Below are 20,302 nucleotides of genomic sequence, written 5' to 3'. Positions count from 1 at the left end.
CCCTATATCCAGTGGTGCTGCAAAGTTATGCACACCAAATCGAGTTAGAACCGCACCGGCGGAATTTCTCTTGCCAAAACCACCTATGCACGCGTAGCTTCAATCCCGATACGCCTGCGCCCCGCCTCTACACCGCATCGAGGTCGCGCCACGTTTGGGCAAATTATTGGTACGGCGGCAGGTCACGACAACATGCGCACGCGTTTTTTCCTAAACGGAAAACCCGTCACTGCCGACACCACCCCTACAACAACCCTGCTAGACTGGCTGCGCGAAGATCAACGCCTGACCGGAACCAAAGAGGGCTGTAACGAGGGCGACTGTGGTGCGTGTTCCGTGATCGTCACGGATGACAGCGGCGCGCGTGCTTTGAATGCTTGCATCTTGCTTATCCCCCAGCTTGAAGGACAAGCCGTGCGCACGGTCGAAGGCATCACGGCCCCAGATGGCACCCTTCATCCCGTTCAAACGGCGATGATCGATCACCACGGCAGCCAATGCGGTTTTTGCACGCCGGGTTTTATCACCACGATGGCTTGTGCACATCTGAACGGTGCCACGGATCACGACACGCAGCTGGCAGGGAACCTTTGCCGCTGTACCGGTTATGCCCCGATTATTCGCGCCGCCAAAGCGGCTGAAACCGCATCGGTTCCAACGCACATGAAAGATGACGCGCGGGCACTCAAAGCAAGCGACGCCGTCTTTTTGGATGCAAATGAAACGCCTGACGCGCAAAACGAGGCAAACGCCCCAACGTCCCTGGAAACACTTGCGACGTGGCTGGACGAAAACCCAGACGGAACCCTGATTGCCGGGGCTACGGATGTCGGTCTTTGGATCACCAAAGATCTTCGCACCCTCGGGCCGGTTGTTTTTCTCAACCGCATTCCAGCGCTGGCAGGTGTCATCGTCACTGACGCCGAAATCCGCATTGGCGCGGCAACAAGGCTGTCAGACCTGCATGATGCCATCGCCCCGCACCACCCCAGCTTTGCCGAATTGATTCGCCGCTACGGTTCGACCCAAGTGCGCAATGCGGCCACCATCGGCGGCAACATCGCCAACGGTTCACCCATCGGGGATGGGTCTCCGGCGCTTATTGCGCTTGGGGCAACTTTGCATCTGCGTTCTGTCGACGGGCCGCGCAGCCTGCCTTTGGAGGATTTCTTTGTCGCGTACGGCAAACAAGATCGTGCCCAAAACGAATTCATTGAAGCGATCACCATCCCAAGGCAAAGTGACGCGTTGCGATGCTACAAGCTGTCGAAACGGTTTGATCAAGATATTTCCGCAGTCTGCGGCTGCTTCTGGATCGAAATTTCGCAAAGCATAGTCACCCATGCACGCATCGCCTTTGGTGGGATGGCAGGAACCCCGAAACGCGCCACAAAAGCCGAAGCTGCCCTGCATGGCCAACCCTGGACCGAAGCCACAGTCGCCGCCGCGATGAGCGCATTGGCGCAGGATTTCACCCCAATGTCGGACATGCGCGCATCTGCCGGTTACCGCATGGAAGCCGCGCAAAACATGCTGCTGCGCGCATGGCTTGAGGATCAAGGGCAAAACACGGACGTGTTGAAGGTGGCCCCATGAGCGTTTCAAAACCCCTGCCCCATGACACAGCCCACCTGCACGTCACAGGGCGCGCGCGGTATGTGGATGACATGCCCACACCGACAGGCACTTTACACATCGCGTTTGGGCTTTCGGACAAAGCCAGCGGAGAAATTACCGGCATCGATCTGAATGCGGTAGAGAATGCTCCGGGTGTTGTTGCTGTTCTTACGGCGCGTGATCTGCCGTTTGCGAATGACGTCTCACCCTCGAACCACGACGAGCCACTTTTGGCGGACGGCCACGTGCACCACATGGGCCAACCCATTTTTGCCGTCATCGCAGACAGCCATCTTCAAGCGCGTTTCGCTGCGCGGCAGGGCAAGATCGACATCGCCGAAGCTACCCCAATTTTCACGATCGAAGACGCGCTGGCCGCAAATTCAAGATTTGAAGATGGCCCGCGCATTTACTCTCAAGGGGACGCGGCGGGCGCATTGGACGTGGCTGAAAATACCGCCAGCGGCAAGTTCCACATCGGGGGCCAAGAACACTTTTACCTCGAAGGCCAAGCCGCACTTGCACAGCCCGGCGAGGATGGCGACATGCACGTCATTTCCTCCACCCAACACCCGACGGAAATCCAGCACAAAGTGGCCGAAGCCATCGGCCAACCCATGCATAGCGTGCGGGTCGAAACCCGGCGCATGGGCGGCGGTTTTGGCGGAAAAGAAAGCCAAGGCAACGCGCTTGCGGTGGCCTGTGCAATCGCGGCGCGGCTGACGGGGCGACCCTGCAAGATGCGATATGACCGTGATGATGATATGATCATCACTGGAAAGCGCCACGATTTCCGCATCGATTATGATGTCGGGTTTGATGACGAGGGTCTAATCACAGCACTAGACGTGCGCCATTTCACCCGCTGCGGCTGGGCAATGGATTTGTCCCTACCCGTCGCGGATCGGGCAATGCTGCATGCGGACAACGCCTATTGGTTGCCGAATGTACGCATCGAAAGCCACCGACTGCGCACCAACATGCAATCTGCCACAGCATTTCGTGGATTTGGCGGGCCGCAAGGCATGTTGGGTATGGAACGGATCATTGACCATGTCGCGGCCGAGCTGGGGCTTGATCCGCAGGTGGTGCGCCAAAGAAATTTTTATGCCTCCGGCGGGCATATTTCTGGAACAATGAAAGCGCAGACGACGCCCTATGGCCAACCGGTTGCCGATTTTGTTCTAGATGATTTGGTCGATCGCCTGTGCGAGACCTCAGGTTACCACGCCCGCCGCACGGCGGTTGAGGTTTGGAATGCCGCCAACCCTGTTTTGAAAAAGGGCATCGCCCTCACGCCTGTGAAATTCGGGATCAGCTTTACCCTAACCCACCTTAATCAAGCTGGCGCGCTGGTACATGTTTATTCCGATGGTTCCATTCATCTGAACCACGGCGGAACCGAGATGGGGCAAGGCCTGTTCCAAAAAGTCGCGCAAGTCGCGGCCAGTCGGTTTGGTGTCACGATGGACGTGATCAAGATCACGGCCACAGACACCGCCAAAGTGCCCAACACATCCGCCACCGCCGCATCGTCTGGCAGCGATCTGAATGGTATGGCCGTCAAGATCGCATGCGATACGATTCGCGATCGATTGACCCAGCACCTTGCCACGCTTCATCATTGTTCACCCGATGCAGTCACGTTTGAAGGCAACCGCGTACAGGCCGGCACCGCCAGCTACAGTTTTGCAGAGGTCGCGGCTTTGGCTCATCAAGCGCGTATTAGCTTGTCCTCGACCGGCTTTTATAAAACCCCTGACATCGAATGGGATCGTATAAAGGGCCACGGCCGCCCGTTTTTCTATTTTGCCTATGGCGCCGCTGTGACCGAAGTCGTCATCGACACGCTCACCGGCGAAAATCGTATCCTGCGCGCGGATGTGTTGCACGATGCGGGCGCTTCGCTGAACCCTGCGCTTGATATCGGGCAGGTCGAGGGCGGTTATGTCCAAGGTGCCGGCTGGCTTACGACCGAAGAACTAGTCTGGGACAATACCGGATATTTGCGCACCCACGCGCCATCGACCTACAAAATCCCCGCCTGCGCAGACCGGCCCGACATCTTTAACGTTGCCCTATGGGATGGCGAAAACCACGCCGACACCATCTATAAATCCAAAGCCGTGGGCGAGCCTCCTTTCATGCTGGGGATATCGGCCTTTCTTGCATTGAACGACGCAGTGTCAGCCTGCGGAACCGCCTATCCTGACCTACATGCCCCCGCCACGCCCGAGGCTCTGATGGCTGCGATCCATAGGGCGCGCAATGTTTGATCGCGCGGCCCTTTTGGCAGCCTGCGCGGCGCATGGACGGGTGGCCCGCGTGGTGATCACAGCCGTGCAAGGATCCGCCCCCCGCGAAATCGGGGCATCCATGTGCGTATGGGAAACAGGCCAGTCCGGAACCATCGGCGGCGGCGCACTCGAATATGAACTGGCGCAAAATGCGCGCCGCGTGACACAGGACGCAACAAGTCGCCACGCGCTAGGGCCCGATTTGGGTCAATGCTGCGGCGGCGCGGTCGAGGTCATAACCGAAATCTATGATCTGGCACGGGTCAAGGCATTGCCCGAGCATCTGATCGCTCGCGGCCCTTCCCCGACACCGTTGACCATCGAGCGCATCCTAAAAGAATTTCGAAATCAGGGGATTACACCGCATCCTCAAAAGATCGATGGCTGGTTCATCGAACCCGTCAGCCCACCCGATCGCACCTTGTGGATTTGGGGGGCGGGCCATGTGGGGCGCGCGCTGGTGGATGTGCTGCACAAAGTACCGGGGCTTGCCTTAACATGGGTGGATACCGCACGGGACCGTTTTCCAGAATATATACCGGATGGCGTCACAGCAATTCCCACACCTGATCCAACGCGGTTGGCTCTCCATACGCCTACGGACGCCGATCACTTGATCTTGACGTATTCTCACGAGATTGACCTTGCTTTGTGCCACGCCTTAATAACCCATGGCTTTCAAAGCTGCGGCCTTATTGGGTCGGCTACCAAATGGGCGCGGTTTCGCAAAAGACTAACCGGATTAGGCCACACAAGCGACGAAGTCACACGCATCACCTGCCCGATTGGCGATCCATCCATTGGCAAACAACCACATATGATTGCGATTGGCGTCGCGCATCGGTTGCTTCAAACACAGAGCATTTTGCAAACCTCTGCAAAGGTACACGCATGACGATTCCACTTCTTTCGCTTTCAGGGCTGACCAAGGCCTATCCGGGCGTAATCGCCAATGAAGACGTGACGCTGGACATCCAAACCGGCGAAATCCACGCACTTCTTGGGGAAAACGGCGCGGGTAAATCCACGTTGGTTAAGATGATTTATGGGTTGGTCAAACCGGATGCCGGGGTGATGCAAATGCACGGAAACGCATTTGCACCCACCGACCCGCGTGCGGCGCGCAGCGCAGGTGTTGGCATGGTGTTCCAACATTTTTCCCTATTTGATGCGTTAAGCGTCGCGGAAAATATCGCTTTGGGGATGGAGGCGCCTCCGCCGATGAGCACATTGGCGGCACGGATCCAAGAAGTGTCTGAAACCTACGGTCTGCCATTATCGCCGGATCGTACGGTTGGGGATCTGTCTGCAGGCGAACGTCAACGGGTCGAAATCATTCGTTGTCTACTGCAAGATCCGAAACTGCTGATTATGGATGAACCCACCAGCGTGCTGACGCCGCAAGAGGTCGAAATTCTGTTCCAAACCTTGCGAAAGCTTAGCGCGGAAGGTACCGCTATCCTGTATATTTCGCACAAATTGGAAGAAATCCGCAGCCTTTGCGACGCTGCCACCATTTTGCGCGGCGGCAAAGTGGTGGCCAAATGTGTGCCGCGCGACACCTCAGCGCGAGATATGGCAGAGCTGATGGTCGGCACGACGCTGGCCACCCCCAAAAGTGCAGCGCACGCCACGGGCGATGTGATGTTGTCTGTGACCGCGTTGTCGGCCGCGTCGCCTTCTGCATTCGGCATGGCGCTCAAGGATGTCTCATTTCAGGTGCAAGCAGGCGAAGTGCTGGGCATCGGCGGGGTAGCGGGCAACGGCCAAGACGAATTGCTTGGGGTGTTATCCGGCGAATTGCCCTGCCGACTCGGTATGGTGTCCTTGCAGGGTCGCGATTTGGCTGGGGTTGGCCCCGAAGCGCGGCGCGGTCTTGGTGTGCTTGCCGCGCCCGAAGAACGATTGGGGCACGCTGCCGCCCCAGATATGTCATTGACCGAAAATGCCATGCTGACAGGGGCAACCCGCGAGGGCTTGTCCCGAGGTGGCATGCTCAATTGGCTCAAAGCGCGCAGTTTTGCCGAGCGCATTATCGCCGAATTTGACGTGCGCACGCCGGGGCCGAACAATGCCGCGCGATCTTTGTCAGGTGGGAACCTGCAAAAGTTCGTCATTGGGCGCGAAGTCTTGCAACGCCCTGATGTTTTGGTCGTGAACCAACCGACTTGGGGCGTCGATGCCGCCGCAGCCGCCGACATCCGCCAAGCTTTGCTTGATTTGGCCGCGGGCGGGGCCGCCTTGGTTGTAATATCTCAGGATCTAGATGAATTGATGGAAATTTCGGACCGCTTTGCGGCACTGAACGAGGGGCGGTTGAGTGAACCTAAGCCGACATCTGGTTTGGATGTCGAACAGATTGGTTTGATGCTGGGCGGGGCGCACGGCATGGAGGTTGCACATGTTTGATCGTTCGGGAGCCTCCGGCGGGAGTTTATTTGGCAAGATGAAGCAGGGGATGCGCCCATGATCCATCTTGAGAAACGTCCACAGCCGTCACAAGCGATGTCTTGGGCCACGCCACTATTGGCGGTCCTGGCGACGATGTTCTTTGGAGGCCTGTTGTTTGCCGCACTCGGCAAAGACCCGGTTGAAGCCATTTTAACCATTTTCTGGGAGCCTCTTTTTGGCGAGTTTTCCTTTTTTTACCGCCCACAATTGTTGATCAAAGGTGCACCCCTTGTTCTGATCGCCATAGGCCTTGCCTTGGGCTTTAAGGCCGGCATTTGGAACATCGGGGCCGAAGGGCAATATATCGTCGGCGCAATCTGTGGCGCGGGAGCCGGGCTGGCGTTTTACCCCACTGAAAGCGTTATCATCTTTCCCATTATGATCCTTGCGGGCGCCTTTGGCGGTTGGGCATGGGCCATGATACCGGGGATTTTAAAAGTAAAATTCGGGACAAACGAGATTTTGGTGTCTTTGATGCTGGTCTATGTGGCCGAGCAACTTTTGGCGTCTATGTCCCTTGGATTGCTCAAGAACCCGGAGGGTTTTGGTTTTCCCGGGTCACGCAACCTACAACAATATGCGTCAGCGCATAACGCCGAATTGGTTGCAAATACGGGTATGCACTGGGGGGTGGTCGCCGCATTGATCGCCGTGATCTTTGCTTATGTTTTGCTGACCCGCCACCGCCTTGGCTTTGCGATCCGCGTGACAGGTGAAGCCCCGCGTGCCGCCAAATTCGGCGGCGTGAACCCGGCACGCCTGATCCTGTTCTGTCTTGGCGCTTCGGGCTTGCTTGCCGGTCTTGCAGGCATGTTCGAAGTGGCTGGTCCTGCCGGACAAATTAGCATCGACTTCAATGTTGGTTACGGCTTTACCGCTATTATTGTTGCCTTCTTGGGCCGCCTTAATCCACTTGGCATTGTGGTCGCAGGCCTGTTGATGGCGTTGACGTATATCGGCGGAGATATCGCGCAATCGCAGCTGGGTTTGCCCGCAGCTGCCATTCAAGTGTTTCAGGGGATGCTATTGTTCTTCCTTCTCGCGCTGGATGTGCTGACAAACTACCGATTGCGATTTGGCACAGGAGAAGCCGCATGACAGCACTGGTCGCCGCATTCCTGTCCACACAATGGTTTTGTACAAGTCCGCTTGCGTTGCCGATTGATCCGCTGATGATTCCCGTCTCGCCGGTGACTTTGACACTCACTGCCGGTGACGACGGATCATTTCACGCCATTGGTGAGATGCGCGCCGACATCGATGCGCGCCCTGTGCGCTGGAGCGGATCTTGGTCGGTATTTGATGCACAACTGGCCATGATCGGCCCTTGGGAAACGGAACTAAACACAGTCGAAGTGCGCGGATTTTCCAACGTAGTGAGGGCCGATGTTCTATTGATGACCCTGCGCGAGGGCGACCACAAAGGGTTAAGCCTGCGCTGCCTGCAACATCAGGAGCGCGCGGAATGAACCGGCACGCCACCACACCGCGATTGATGGGCACAGCTATGGGCCTTTTGGCGCAGAATGCCATGTCCAAAAAGGACAGCGATCTTGTCCGTTGTCAGTATAAGGATCTCTAATGGACCTCTCTGCCATCAACCCCATTCTATTGATCGCCGCCATGATTGCGGCCTCTACCCCCATCTTGCTGGCGGCCATCGGCGAATTGGTGGTCGAACGCGCAGGCGTGCTGAACCTCGGAGTTGAGGGGATGATGATTACAGGCGCTGTCTGCGGTTTCATCATCACCGTAAATACGGGGTCACCCGCTGTGGGGTTCGTTGCAGCGGCGATCGGAGGCGCGGTACTTAGCCTGCTTTTCGCCTTTCTCACACAAGTCGCGTTGGCGAACCAAGTCGCGTCGGGCCTTGCGCTGACGCTCTTTGGTCTTGGGCTGTCAGCGTTAATGGGGCAATCCTATGTGGGCATCAAACCGCCTCGGATGGATTCCACCCCGTTGGGGCCTCTGGCAGAAATTCCGGTCATTGGACCCATCATATTTGGCCATGATCTTATCGTGTACCTGGGCCTCGCCATCGTCGCGGCCACTTGGGCCACTTTGAAATTCACCCGCGCCGGTCTAGTGCTGCGCGCTGTCGGCGAGAACCACGACGCAGCGCACGCGCTGGGGTACAAGGTCAAACGTATCCGAACCCTCGCCATCATGTTCGGCGGGGCCTGCGCAGGTTTGGGCGGGGCTTACATCTCTCTTATCCGCGTGCCCCAATGGACCGAAGGCATGACGGCAGGCGTGGGCTGGATCGCACTCGCCCTAGTGGTATTCGCAAGTTGGAAGCCATGGCGCGTCCTGCTGGGTGCCTATCTTTTTGGCGGAATCACCCAATTACAACTGAACCTTCAAGGCGCAGGCGTTGCCATTCCTGTCGAGTATTTGGCAATGTCGCCCTACATCGTGACAATCATCGTTTTGGTGATTCTGTCGAGTGACAAATCCCGCGCTCCGGGCTCACTGGGGCGCACCTTTCATGCCTCGGGATAAGAGGCTAACACCAACTCGCCCCTTTTGGGGCGATCCAATGGGGGAAACCTAATGAAATTTACCACAATGATGGCAACTGCCGCCATCGCACTGGGCCTTGCCGGCGCTGCATTCGCAGACGGGCACGAAAAGACCAAAGTAGGCTTTGTCTATGTCGGCCCTATCGGTGACGGCGGCTGGACACACGAGCATGACAAAGGTCGCCTTGCGGTCGAAGCAGAATTTGGCGATGCGGTTGAAACCGTGTTTGTTGAGAACGTGGCCGAGGGCCCGGATTCCGAACGTGTGATGACACAGATGGCGCTCGACGGTGCCGATCTGATCTTTACCACGTCCTTTGGTTACATGGATCCGACCAACAACGTTGCGGCCAAATTCCCTGATGTGAAATTCGAACACGCCACGGGCTTCAAACGCCTGCACCCCAACGTGTCGACCTATTCCGCACGCTTCTATGAAGGGCGCGCGATCCAAGGTCATATCGCGGGCAACATGACGGAATCCAACATCATCGGCTATATCGGCTCGTTCCCGATCCCCGAAGTGATCCGCGGCATCAACTCTGCCTATATCCACGCCAAAAAAGTCAACCCTGACGTCGAATTCAAAATCATCTGGGTTTACACATGGTTCGACCCTGCGAAAGAGGCAGACGCAGCCAAAGTGCTGATCGAACAAGGCGCGGATGTTGTGTTGCAACACACCGATTCCACCGCTCCACAAGCCGCAGCCCAAGAGGCTGGCAATGTCGTGACCTTCGGACAAGCGTCTGACATGGGCCAATACGGACCCTTCCCGCGCGTGTCATCGATCATTGACGACTGGGCACCCTATTACATCCAGCGCACACGCGCCGTTATGGATGGCACATGGGAGCAGAAAGACACATGGGACGGTATCGGCCCTGGCATGGTAGGCATCGGTGAAATCTCTGACGCCGTACCGGCTAACGTCAAAGCCGAAGCGCTCGCATTGAAGGCCGCGCTGGCCGACGGTTCGTACCACGCGTTCACCGGTCCGTTGAAGAAACAAGACGGCTCGCCGTTTTTGGCGGAAGGCGAAACAGCTGACGACGGTACGCTTGCAGGCATGAACTTTTATGTCGAAGGCATCGAAGGCGACATCCCACAATAAGCGCAGACGTTCCAAAGATCAGGCCCCGCCACCCGGCGGGGCCTTTTTTGTTGCACCACGACACCCGGAATTGATCGTAAAACTGACACATTCCCTCGTTAACGTCACTACGATGTATTTGCGATTTGTCTATGCACGCCCCGTCGAAGGCATCAAATCCCGCGAAGGGTTTTTTCAGGCTGCCCGCGAAATAGAAGACAACCCTTTATCCGATGGTGTGGCGCATCATCGAATAGATGATCTTAGGGATTGGTTTAACGACAATCTTGAACACCCCGAACGATTTTCCCGCAGCAGTCCCAAAGCCCTACACCACAAAACCACAAAAGGTTTGAGCTGGTTCAAACCCACAGCCACAAAGCACATTGCAAAGGCTTTTGAATTAAAGAGTGTATTAGATGAATGTGGCTATACAATTGATGTTTTAAAGGAATGTCGTGTGGGTTACCTCCTTTACGAAGATGAACACCAAGTAGTTGCAGAACCATTCTCCGATACCGCAAAATAATATGGCGGATATGCGGAGCTGACACATGTTAGACCGGTTCAGCCGAAGCCTTGAATGTCCACACGTCACCCCTACCCCGGAAATATCCGCGCCATCTGCGCATCAAACGAAGCCCACGTCATCGTCGCCTTATTCCCCGCATAGCCATGATAATGCGACTTGCCCGTATCATTGGGCAAACCGGCCCAAATCTTGGCCAGATTGTTCATAAACGCCTGCCGCTCCATCTCTCCGCTGCGAAAGCGACGCAAACCAGCCTCTTGCAGCAAAACATCAGCCAGTTGATCCTGCACACGCGGGGTGAACCGGGCATCCAGGCTGACCCCCAAACTGCTCACAAGACGTCGTAGTGTCGGCGGAATGAATTGGTACCGTCCAATCGCATGAGGTTGCCCCGGCGTGTCGTCAATCCATTGATAAATCTCGCGGATCGTCAAACTTGTCGGTTCGCCCGACGGTTTGATACGTGCCCCATATTGTACCGCGTCATAGCCTTTTGATCCCGCCTCGGCTTGCGCAATCAAAGTACGTAACTGCGCCACAGGACCATCCCGTTGCAAAGGCGCGACAGACACGTGGACTACCACAGGCATAGGTGCAAACAAGCTTTTGCCTTCCACACCATTGAACAGGCTGGCGGATGTTCCCGGCCTTGCCTCTTGAGGTGGAAACAACGGCGCGCGGTCCGTCAGCAGGCTCACCCGCTGTACCATTGGCAAAGCTTCACCCCATGCAAACGCCGCTTGCACACATAATCCAACGCAGGCCAAAAGACCCCACATCCGCTCCATTGCAACCTCATTCTGAAATCATCGCGTGACGTCAGATGTGGCAGGCAAGTGTTGACAATTCGTGGCCTGCATTCCTTTCATACGTCATAAAATCGTTCAAATGCGTCCTATCTCACCCCCGGTTGCACCCGATTAAAGCCGGTTGAACGCTGCATTACTCACGCATCCGGCTCCATTAACCGTTGCGCGAACGCTGCCCCCGTGACACGCTTTTGACTATGATTACGTCTGTAAATAACACCCCGCTTTCGCGCCTGACCTTCGGAACAATGCAATTCGGAGGGCGGGCTGACGCCGCCCAAAGCCGCACCATGTATGAAGCGGCGCGTGCGGCCGGTATCACCCACTTTGACACCGCCTATGTCTATAATGGGGGTGCCTCCGAAACTCTGCTTGGGCAAATGGTCAAAGAAGAACGCGACAGCCTTATCATTGCCACCAAAGCCGCGTTTGAAGGTGGATCAACCCGCGCCAATATCCTGCAAGGCTTTGCCACATCGCAACAGCGTCTGGGCCTTGATATGGTCGATGTCCTGTATTTGCATCGCTATGACGATGCCACGCCGTTGCAAGAAACCTTCGGCGCGCTCGCCACGCTCAAAAACGCTGGAAAAATTCGTCACATCGCTGTTTCAAACTTTTCTGCATGGCAAGTGATGAAAGCCCAATCCATCGCCGCCAGTTTCGACATCGCCATCGAAATGGTGCAGCCGATGCACAGCCTCGTCAAACGTCAGGCCGAGGTCGAGATCTTTCCAATGTGCGTCGATCAAGATATTGAAATCGTCCCATATTCCCCATTGGGCGGCGGGATTTTGACTGGTAAATACGCGCGCGGCGAAACGGGGCGCTTGACCGAAGACCCCATGTACGCGGCCCGCTATAATGTTGAGTGGATGCACGAAACCGCACGCAATCTTAGCGCGCTTGCCTCGGATCTTGGCACAAGCCCGGCGACGCTTGCCATAGCTTGGGCTATGGCCCATCCATCGCGCCCACGGCCCATCGTTTCAGCCCGTTCGGTGGAACAATTGACCCCTTCGTTGGCCGCACTTAGTTTTGACATGACACCCGACCTTTACGCGCAAATCACCGCTCTTAGCATCACGCCGCCCCCCGCCACCGATCGGATAGAAGAGGCATGAGCGACATCATCGTCATCGGCGGCGGCATCGCGGGTGTCTCTGCTGCGGCACGGTTGTCGGAACACGCACACGTTACGCTCATCGAAGGCGAAAGCGCACTTGGATATCACGCCTCGGGCCGCTCGGCCGCGCTGTTTGAAAAGAACTACGGCCTGCCATCGGTGATCGCATTGAACTACGCGAGCGAGGCCTACCACCAACCCTACTTGTCCCCACGCGGCTTTATGTTGGTTGGACGCGCAGGCGAGGACGCAGGTTTTGAAACCGATGCCAAAATGCTGAAGTGTCCCGAAGTTTCCGTATCAGAGGCCCGTGCGCATATTCCGATCCTAAACGACACAATCACGCGCGCTGCCTATCATCCAGAGGCCTATGACATCGACACAGACCGCATGGTTCACGACTTCGCAAAGGTTGTGCGTAAAAACGGCGGGCACGTGCGTTCAGGGAAACCCGTTACGGCCATATCATATGACAACGGCTGGACCGTCCGTAGCGGAGAAGAGATGTTGAGTTCGGCCATTCTGATAAACGCAGCTGGCGCATGGGCTGATCAGATCGCCGTGATGGCTGGGATAACCCCAATGGGCATCACGCCTTACCGGCGCTCCATGGCACGCATCCCTGCGCCGGGCGGGAATGATGTGACAAACTGGCCAATCTTCTTTGGAGTCGGCGAAACCTGGTACGCCAAACCGGACGCAGGCGCGCTGCTGGTCTCTCCTGCCGAGGAAGACGCAGTAACAGCCCACGACGCATGGGCCGACGACATGGTGTTGGCTGAAGGGCTCGATCGGTTCGCCCAACATGTCACACAGCCCGTCACACGGGTGTTGTCTTCATGGGCAGGCCTGCGCAGCTTCGCCCCTGATCGCACATTGGTTTTGGGGCAAGACCCTGAAAACCAATCCTTTGTTTGGTGCGCAGGTCAAGGCGGCTATGGGTTCCAAACCGCCCCAGCGGCCAGCCAATTGCTTGCCGACCTCACCTTGGGCCGAACGCCTGAGATGGACGCAACAACAGTTAAAAGCCTCTCTCCCAACCGTTTTCATAAAGGTTCATCATGTTAATCCGCACGCTTTCTCTTTTGCTCCTGTTGGCCGCCTGTGGCTCGGCTCCGGCGCCCACTTCATTCGATGGCCCTATCGTCATCGGGGACAGTGATCCTGTGCGGTTTAGTGGTCGCCAACCCACCGCATTTCCCGTGCGCGGCATGGATGCCGCCCGCTTCCAAACCTTCGTCGATTGGCCACGCGCCAAAGCGGCCGGCATCGAATTCGTTTTCCTCAAAGCAACCGAAGGCGGCGATCTTAAAGACCCCAAATTCGAAGACCATTGGAAAGGCGCCGGACAGGCTGACATCAAGCGCGGCGCTTATCACTTCTACTATTTCTGCACCGCTCCCGAAGTCCAAGCACGGTTTTTCATCCAGAACGCCCCGCGCACACGCGGCAGCCTGCCGCCAGTGCTCGATATGGAATGGAACCCGTTTTCCCCAACCTGTAAACGCCGTCCAGACGGCGCAACGGTGCGCGCGGAAATGCAAAGATGGATGGACATCGTGACCGCGCATTATGGGCAAAAACCCATCATCTACACCACGCCACGCTTTTACAAAGAAAACGGGCTAAGCGCGTTTAGAAATGTGGATTTCTGGCTGCGGACCACCGCAAAAACCCCGGCCGAGGCCTTTCCCGGACAAACCTGGCGCTTCTGGCAATACACCGCAACAGGAACACTCCCGAACACGCCGGGTGCAATCGACATCAACGCATTCAACGGCTCACCTGCCGCATGGGAAAGCTGGCTCGAACGGCGCACCTTACGCTGACATCAAAGCCGGTGGGCGGGCGCTTTTGCGAAGCAAACAGACCCGTCCACCGACACCCTTACACATCCTTGCGGATGGCCTCGTTCTTGGGGTCATAAGGGCTATCCACAACGACTTCCGCATCCCATAGCTTGTCAAACATTTTGACCTGCAATTTCGTACCGGGCACCGCTAAATCCGGGCTGACATAGCCCATCCCGATCGACGTCCCAAAGGCCACCGAATAGCCCCCCGACGTCAAACGCCCGACACGGCGCTCCCCATGATAAAGCACCTCTCGCCCCCACGGATCAGCATCCTGAGGGCCATCGATTAACAGCGTTACGCATTTGGAACGTATCCCAATTTCTTCCATTGCGGCTTTGCCATAAAAATCCTTGGACAGGTTAACAAAGCGTGGCAAGTCCGCCTCAAGCGGCGTTGCATCACGCCCCAACTCCGTCCCAAAGGCACGGTAGCTCTTTTCTTGGCGCAACCAGTTTTGCGCACGCGCCCCAACCAGTTTCAATCCATGCGGCTCGCCCGCCGCAACCAGTTGATCCCAAAGGTAATTCTGCATCTCAATCGGGTGGTGCAACTCCCATCCCAACTCTCCGGTATAGGCCACACGAATTGCGCGCACAGGGCACATACCCAGCTCAATGTTGCGCATGGTCAACCATGGAAATCGTTTGTTGGATAGGGCCGTGCCCGGATCGGGATCGTTGATCAACGTCTGTAAAACGTCCCGTGACTTAGGCCCCGCAATGGCAAAAACACCCCATTGCGTTGTTTCCTCCGCCGCGTTGATACGGCCGAATGTCGGCTCCATATCTTCGATTGCTTTGTAAAGGTAATCTTGATCATAGGCCGTCCAAGCCCCCGCAGATACAAGATAATAATCGTTCTCAGCCAACCGCACGATGGTATATTCCGTCCGCGTCGTCCCCGTCGCTGTCAGCGCATAGGTAAGATTGATCCGGCCGACCGACGGCAGCTTGTTGGTCGTGAACCAGTCCAAAAATGCCGTGGCACCAGGCCCCGAAATCCGATGTTTGGTAAAGGCAGTCGCATCGATCAAACCAACGCCTTCACGGATCGCACGCGCCTCATCTACCGCGTGCTGCCACCATGCCCCACGCCGAAATGACCGCGCGTCATGATCAAACGCATCTGGGGCATCGACGGGCCCATAATAATTGGGCCGTTCCCACCCGTTCACAAACCCAAACTGCGCACCCTGCGCTGCTTGGCGGTCATAAGCGGGCGACGTACGCAAAGGCCGGCAGGCCGGACGCTCTTCATCTGGGTGGTGCAGGATGTAAACGTGATCGTAACATTCCTCGTTCTTGCGCGCTGCGAACTCGGTTGTCATCCAATCGCCATAGCGCTTGGAATCAAGCGAAGCCATGTCGATCTCGGCCTCACCCTCGACCATCATTTGCGCCAAATAATACCCTGTGCCACCGGCAGCCGTGATGCCAAAGGAAAAGCCTTCTGCCAGCCACATATTGCGCAACCCCGGCGCGGGGCCGACCAAAGGATTGCCATCTGGCGTATAACAAATCGGGCCATTGAAATCGTCCTTAAGACCGCTGTCCTCGCAAGACGGTATCCGATGGATCATCGCCATATACTGTTCTTCGATCCGTTCTAGATCGAGCTGGAACAGATCAGCGCGAAAACTGTCCGGCACCCCATGTTCAAAACGTGCCGGTGCATCTTTTTCATAGACACCCAAAATCCAACCACCGCGTTCTTCACGCACATAAGACTGCGCATCGGCATCACGGATCACAGGGTGTTCGGCATGATCTTTGCGGAACTCAACCAATGCAGGGTCTTGTTCCATCACGATAAACTGGTGTTCAACCGGGATTGCGGGCATTTTAATGCCCAACATCTTGGCCGTCCGCTGCGCATGGTTGCCCGACGCCGTTACAACATGCTCAGCGATAATAACGACCTGCTCGTCGGATGGCACCAGGTTGCCACCTTTTTCGACCATCTTGGTGGCCGTAACCTCCCAAGCCTGCCCATTCCAATGAAACGCATCCGCCTGCCACTTGCGTTCGATCATCACGCCACGTTGACGCGCGCCCTTGGCCATCGCCATGGTGACGTCAGCCGGATTTATGTACCCATCAGTCTGATGATACAGCGCGCCCTTCAAATCCTCAGTCCGGATCAACGGCCACTTTTCCTTGATCTGCGCGGGCGTCAAAAACTCATACGGAACACCGCACGTTTCAGCGGTCGAGGCATAAAGCATATACTCGTCCATCCGCGCGTCGGTCTGCGCCATACGCAAGTTGCCGACAACTGCGAACCCGGCATTCAACCCCGTCTCTTCTTCCAATGTCTTATAGAACTTGATCGAATAGTCATGGATGTGGGTCGTCGCAAAAGACATGTTGAAATAGGGCAATAACCCAGCCGCGTGCCAAGTAGACCCCGAAGTCAGCTCATCCCGCTCCAACAACATAACATCGTCCCAGCCGGCCCGCGCCAAATGATAGGCAATCGATGTACCAACAGCACCGCCCCCAACAACCAAAGCTTTGACTTGCGTTTTCACGTCGCGACTCCCTCAACTACTCTCTGGCACCCTTCTAGAAAACCAACGCCACAAGCGCGCAAGCAAGCCGACCGCTCAACATCCAAAAACGACGCATTCTTTGGGTTCAAAATACCTTCGGGGTTTTCAAAGGGGGCAACGCCCCCTTTGAGCCTGCGCGGCAAGCGCATATAAAGTCGTGTCGCCGCAAGGCGCCTTTTGGGTCAGCGCTTAAATATCTTACCCGGGTTCATAATATTCAGCGGGTCAAAAGCGCCTTTAATGGCCCCCATAAACTCAACTGCTGCGCCCAGTTCCTTAACCAGATAAGGCACCTTGCCTTGCCCAATCCCATGTTCGCCCGTGCAGGTCCCTTCCATACGGATCGCCTCATCTGCCAAAAACGCAGTAAACGTCTCAGCACGTGCGACTTCATCGGCACTTTCGACGTCGATCAAAACCAAGGAATGAAAATTTCCGTCCCCCACATGACCCACAATTGGGGCCAAAAGCCCTAATTCAGCAGCTTTGGTTTGCGCACCTGTCACAGCCTCTGCCAGCCGCGAAATAGGCACACAAACATCCGTGGAAATCCCCTGCGCACCGGGGCGCAGCTGCAAAGTAGCCCAATACAGATCATGACGCGCTTTCCACAATTTGTTGCGCTCTTCCACAGACCCCGTTGTGGCAAAATCAAATCCACCGGCATCTTCGGCAATTGATCCAAACATCTCTGCTTGTTCGACTACCGCATTGTCCGAACCATGAAATTCCAATAGCAACAATGGCGTTTCCGGCAGGTCCAAACCAGCATAGGCATTGGCCGCACGCACATTCAATTCATCCATCAATTCGATTCGGGCCACCGGAATACCATATTGAATTGTCGTCATAACCGCCTGACAGGCCGCATCAATTGACGGAAATGACATGCGTGCAGCGCGGATCGCCTCGGGAATCCCCTGCAGCTTCAGCGTCACTTCCGTAATGACGCCCAGCGTCCCTTCCGAGCCCACCAGCAACCGGGTCAGGTCATAGCCCGCTGAAGTCTTCTTGGCCCGTTGCGCCGTGCGGATCACGCGACCGTCGGCCATAACGGCCTCAAGCGCCAAGACATTGTCTTTCATCGTTCCGTAGCGCACTGCATTGGTGCCAGACGCACGGGTCGAGGCCATGCCGCCAAGCGATGCATTTGCGCCGGGATCAATTGGAAAGAACAAGCCCCGATCTCGCAAATAGGTGTTCAGCTGCTCGCGCGTTACGCCCGGTTGCACCACACAATCCAAATCTTCGGCATGGACGGCCAAAATTTGGTCCATCGCGCTCATATCAATAGAAACCCCACCTGCAGGCGCATTCACATGCCCCTCAAGCGATGTGCCCGTGCCGTAGGGAATGACCGGCACGCGGTGGGTGGCGCATACTTTAATGATGTCTGAAACTTCGGAGGTCGATGCAGGAAACACAACCGCATCCGGGGCCTGCCCGCGAATATAGGTGGTCGTATGCGCATGCTGATCACGCATCGCTTGGCCTGTGTGAAAGCGATCACCGAATTGTTGCTTTAACACCCCAAGGGCCGTCGCAATCCCGTCTTCATTGCGTTCTAGATCAATGGCTTGAACCATGGTTTTCTCCTTCTTCCGGCTAAGGTCTAATCCCCCAGCGCAATCCCTTCACGACGTGGGTCCGCCCCCCCTTGCAAGCCGTCACCTATGGCAATGGCGTGCAAACCCGAATTCAAATCGCGCACATTCACCTCATAACCCATCGCCTCTAATGCCGGGGCAAGTTCGCCAGCAGCTGTATCTTCTTCGACATCAAATGTACCAAAACGGTTGACGGCGTGGGGCAAGGTGACAGCCTGTTGCACGTCCATGCCCCAATCCAAATATGCAATGATCGACTTGGCAACATAGCCAATGATCCGACTACCGCCGGGACTGCCAATCGCCAAAACCGGTGCATCGTCCTTCATGACGATGGTTGGCGCCATAGATGACCGCGGCCGTTTACCCGGTGCAATCGCATTGGCAATCGGCACGCCATCCACATGCGTTCGAAAGCTGAAATCAGTGAGTTCATTATTCAACAAGAACCCATGCACCATGAGCCGCGAGCCGAACGCGTTTTCGATGGTCGTCGTCATCGACGCCACATTGCCATAGCTGTCCACAATCGAAATATGCGACGTCGAGGGCAATTCGATGCTTTGATCATCTGCAAAATTCAAACTGTGGTCGAAAGCAGGGGCACCGGGCGCGACCTTTTCCAGCGCTGTATCGCGGTCTAACAAGGCAGCGCGCGTCGCCAAATAGGCTGGATCAAGCAGACCCGCAGTCGGCATGGGCACAAAATCCTCATCCGCCATGAACCGACCTCGATCCGCAAAAGCTAGGCGCGATGCATCGCCAATCAACCGCCAGCTTTCTGGGTTTTCGGCACCAAGAGAAGCAAGATCAGCCCCCTCCAACACCCCCAAAATCTGCCCAACGGTCAAAGCCCCCGACGAAGGTGGGCCCATACCGCAGACGTCATGTGCACGATACGATACGCACACCGGCGCACGTTCTTTTATCTGATAGGCGGCCAGATCAAGTTCTGACAACACGCCTGGATTGGCCGCGAAATCCTGCACGGTGGCCACAATGTCATGTGCGATCTGCCCAGTATAGAACGCATTAGCCCCACCCACAGCCAAACTGCGCAGCGTCTTTGCGTAGTCCACGTTTTTTAGCACCGCCCCAACCTGCAACGGTGCGCCACCGGGCAGAAAATAATCTGCTGTCCTCGGATAGGTCGCCAACCGCTCGGCATCGCGCTCGATCAAGCCGGCCAGCCGAGGAGACACCTCAAACCCTTCTGAGGCCAGATCGATGGCCGCATCAAACAGACCGGCCCAAGGCTGGTTGCCCCAACGGGCGTGCACTTCAGCCAGCAATGCAGGGGTGCCCGGTGTACCAACAGACCGCCCCCCGACGACCGCATCGAAAAAGCCCATTGGCTCGCCTGCGTCGTTCAAAAACAAAGTCGGCGTCGCCGCCAAAGGCGCGGTTTCGCGCCCGTCTAGGGTGGTCAATTGGCCCGATGCGGCATCATACCAAACAAGAAACGCGCCGCCGCCAAGCCCAGAGGATTGTGGTTCGACAAGACCCAAAACTGTTTGCACCGCCACCAGCGCATCCGCAGCCGTGCCACCTTCGGCCAACACATCCACGCCCGCTTGCACCGCCAACGGATTTGCCGCAGCGACCATGTAGGTTTGAGCTGAAACAGGGCTTCCCGCTGCCTTAGCGGCTTGAGCGGCGGCAAAACGTTCAGAACTGGCTTCAGCATGCGCTGAAATGGCCCCTTCGGGTTGAACGGAATCTGAACTTTGCTGCGCACATACAGCGCTGGCACTCAGAATGACGACAGTAGGCAAGATAAAACGCATTTCACTCTCCTTTGGGCGGGGCAAGAGTTTTGAGAAAAACTCTTGGACGGAAAA

Annotated in this window: 16 protein-coding genes; 12 read left to right on the top strand and 4 right to left on the bottom strand. The window is 56.4% G+C overall.

Annotated elements, in window-relative coordinates; all coding sequences use genetic code 11:
* The first annotated feature begins 192 nt into the window (after positions 1-192).
* The 9 genes from xdhA (at position 193) to ABJF76_RS09935 (ending at position 10,509) form a co-directional block, all read left to right on the top strand.
* Positions 193-1,596 carry a xanthine dehydrogenase small subunit gene (xdhA, locus tag ABJF76_RS09975; RefSeq protein ID WP_413822288.1) on the top strand — a complete coding sequence of 468 codons (1,404 nt, stop codon included), beginning with the start codon at positions 193-195 and terminating at the stop codon, positions 1,594-1,596.
* Complete coding sequence (gene xdhB / locus ABJF76_RS09970; RefSeq protein ID WP_413822287.1) at positions 1,593-3,893, top strand: xanthine dehydrogenase molybdopterin binding subunit; 2,301 nt, start codon at positions 1,593-1,595, stop codon at positions 3,891-3,893. Before xdhA ends, xdhB begins: the two co-directional genes overlap by 4 nt.
* Positions 3,886-4,809, top strand: coding sequence for a xanthine dehydrogenase accessory protein XdhC (gene xdhC, locus ABJF76_RS09965; protein ID WP_413822286.1), 924 nt, complete (start codon positions 3,886-3,888; stop codon positions 4,807-4,809). Before xdhB ends, xdhC begins: the two co-directional genes overlap by 8 nt.
* A complete protein-coding gene (locus ABJF76_RS09960) occupies positions 4,806-6,323 on the top strand; it encodes an ABC transporter ATP-binding protein (protein ID WP_413822285.1) in 1,518 nt (505 codons plus the stop codon). Before xdhC ends, ABJF76_RS09960 begins: the two co-directional genes overlap by 4 nt.
* A gap of 57 nt (positions 6,324-6,380) precedes the next feature.
* Positions 6,381-7,463, top strand: coding sequence for an ABC transporter permease (locus ABJF76_RS09955; protein WP_413822284.1), 1,083 nt, complete (start codon positions 6,381-6,383; stop codon positions 7,461-7,463).
* Positions 7,460-7,834, top strand: a complete 375-nt coding sequence (locus ABJF76_RS09950; RefSeq protein ID WP_413822283.1) for a hypothetical protein — start codon at positions 7,460-7,462, stop codon at positions 7,832-7,834. Before ABJF76_RS09955 ends, ABJF76_RS09950 begins: the two co-directional genes overlap by 4 nt.
* Positions 7,835-7,946: 112 nt before the next feature.
* Entirely contained in the window at positions 7,947-8,867 is a 921-nt protein-coding gene (locus tag ABJF76_RS09945; RefSeq protein WP_413822282.1) for an ABC transporter permease, read from the top strand.
* Between the two features lie 51 nt (positions 8,868-8,918).
* The gene (locus tag ABJF76_RS09940) at positions 8,919-10,001 is read left to right on the top strand and encodes a BMP family ABC transporter substrate-binding protein (RefSeq protein ID WP_413822281.1); all 1,083 of its coding nucleotides are present in this window, start codon (positions 8,919-8,921) and stop codon (positions 9,999-10,001) included.
* On the top strand, positions 9,967-10,509 hold the full coding sequence (locus tag ABJF76_RS09935; RefSeq protein ID WP_413822280.1) for a hypothetical protein: 543 nt from the start codon (positions 9,967-9,969) through the stop codon (positions 10,507-10,509). The genes ABJF76_RS09940 and ABJF76_RS09935 overlap by 35 nt, the downstream gene beginning before the upstream one ends.
* A gap of 71 nt (positions 10,510-10,580) precedes the next feature.
* On the opposite strand, the gene ABJF76_RS09930 is transcribed toward ABJF76_RS09935, so the two are convergent.
* The gene (locus ABJF76_RS09930; protein ID WP_413822279.1) at positions 10,581-11,300 is read right to left on the bottom strand and encodes a hypothetical protein; all 720 of its coding nucleotides are present in this window, start codon (positions 11,298-11,300) and stop codon (positions 10,581-10,583) included.
* Between the two features lie 218 nt (positions 11,301-11,518).
* On the opposite strand from ABJF76_RS09930, the gene ABJF76_RS09925 reads away from it, so the two are divergent.
* The 3 genes from ABJF76_RS09925 to ABJF76_RS09915 all read left to right on the top strand — a co-directional run bounded on the left by ABJF76_RS09925 (position 11,519) and on the right by ABJF76_RS09915 (position 14,276).
* Entirely contained in the window at positions 11,519-12,445 is a 927-nt protein-coding gene (locus tag ABJF76_RS09925; protein WP_413822278.1) for an aldo/keto reductase, read from the top strand.
* Entirely contained in the window at positions 12,442-13,515 is a 1,074-nt protein-coding gene (locus ABJF76_RS09920; RefSeq protein ID WP_413822277.1) for an NAD(P)/FAD-dependent oxidoreductase, read from the top strand. The genes ABJF76_RS09925 and ABJF76_RS09920 overlap by 4 nt, the downstream gene beginning before the upstream one ends.
* Positions 13,516-13,658: 143 nt before the next feature.
* The gene (locus ABJF76_RS09915) at positions 13,659-14,276 is read left to right on the top strand and encodes a glycoside hydrolase family 25 protein (RefSeq protein WP_413822276.1); all 618 of its coding nucleotides are present in this window, start codon (positions 13,659-13,661) and stop codon (positions 14,274-14,276) included.
* A gap of 58 nt (positions 14,277-14,334) precedes the next feature.
* On the opposite strand, the gene ABJF76_RS09910 is transcribed toward ABJF76_RS09915, so the two are convergent.
* From ABJF76_RS09910 to ggt, 3 genes are all read right to left on the bottom strand, one after another.
* On the bottom strand, positions 14,335-16,833 hold the full coding sequence (locus tag ABJF76_RS09910; RefSeq protein ID WP_413822275.1) for a GcvT family protein: 2,499 nt from the start codon (positions 16,831-16,833) through the stop codon (positions 14,335-14,337).
* Between the two features lie 203 nt (positions 16,834-17,036).
* Entirely contained in the window at positions 17,037-18,440 is a 1,404-nt protein-coding gene (locus ABJF76_RS09905; RefSeq protein ID WP_413822274.1) for an FAD-binding oxidoreductase, read from the bottom strand.
* A 26-nt stretch (positions 18,441-18,466) separates the two neighbouring features.
* Entirely contained in the window at positions 18,467-20,248 is a 1,782-nt protein-coding gene (ggt, locus tag ABJF76_RS09900) for a gamma-glutamyltransferase (protein ID WP_413822273.1), read from the bottom strand.
* Positions 20,249-20,302: the final 54 nt, after the last annotated feature.

This window comes from Tateyamaria sp., assembly GCF_039940735.1.
Taxonomy (GTDB): domain Bacteria; phylum Pseudomonadota; class Alphaproteobacteria; order Rhodobacterales; family Rhodobacteraceae; genus Tateyamaria.
Note: the sequence above shows the minus strand (reverse complement) of the source record. Positions and strands in the feature narration are given on the sequence as shown.

Bases quoted from the DNA above. Each gene is read 5' to 3' on its own strand.
- xdhA (WP_413822288.1), top strand. From the start codon at position 193: ATGCGCACGCGTTTTTTCCTAAACGGAAAACCCGTCACTGCCGACACC.
- xdhB (WP_413822287.1), top strand. From the start codon at position 1,593: ATGAGCGTTTCAAAACCCCTGCCCCATGACACAGCCCACCTGCACGTC.
- xdhC (WP_413822286.1), top strand. From the start codon at position 3,886: ATGTTTGATCGCGCGGCCCTTTTGGCAGCCTGCGCGGCGCATGGACGG.
- ABJF76_RS09960 (WP_413822285.1), top strand. From the start codon at position 4,806: ATGACGATTCCACTTCTTTCGCTTTCAGGGCTGACCAAGGCCTATCCG.
- ABJF76_RS09955 (WP_413822284.1), top strand. From the start codon at position 6,381: ATGATCCATCTTGAGAAACGTCCACAGCCGTCACAAGCGATGTCTTGG.
- ABJF76_RS09950 (WP_413822283.1), top strand. From the start codon at position 7,460: ATGACAGCACTGGTCGCCGCATTCCTGTCCACACAATGGTTTTGTACA.
- ABJF76_RS09945 (WP_413822282.1), top strand. From the start codon at position 7,947: ATGGACCTCTCTGCCATCAACCCCATTCTATTGATCGCCGCCATGATT.
- ABJF76_RS09940 (WP_413822281.1), top strand. From the start codon at position 8,919: ATGAAATTTACCACAATGATGGCAACTGCCGCCATCGCACTGGGCCTT.
- ABJF76_RS09935 (WP_413822280.1), top strand. From the start codon at position 9,967: ATGTCGAAGGCATCGAAGGCGACATCCCACAATAAGCGCAGACGTTCC.
- ABJF76_RS09930 (WP_413822279.1), bottom strand. From the start codon at position 11,300: ATGGAGCGGATGTGGGGTCTTTTGGCCTGCGTTGGATTATGTGTGCAA.
- ABJF76_RS09925 (WP_413822278.1), top strand. From the start codon at position 11,519: ATGATTACGTCTGTAAATAACACCCCGCTTTCGCGCCTGACCTTCGGA.
- ABJF76_RS09920 (WP_413822277.1), top strand. From the start codon at position 12,442: ATGAGCGACATCATCGTCATCGGCGGCGGCATCGCGGGTGTCTCTGCT.
- ABJF76_RS09915 (WP_413822276.1), top strand. From the start codon at position 13,659: ATGGATGCCGCCCGCTTCCAAACCTTCGTCGATTGGCCACGCGCCAAA.
- ABJF76_RS09905 (WP_413822274.1), bottom strand. From the start codon at position 18,440: ATGGTTCAAGCCATTGATCTAGAACGCAATGAAGACGGGATTGCGACG.
- ggt (WP_413822273.1), bottom strand. From the start codon at position 20,248: ATGCGTTTTATCTTGCCTACTGTCGTCATTCTGAGTGCCAGCGCTGTA.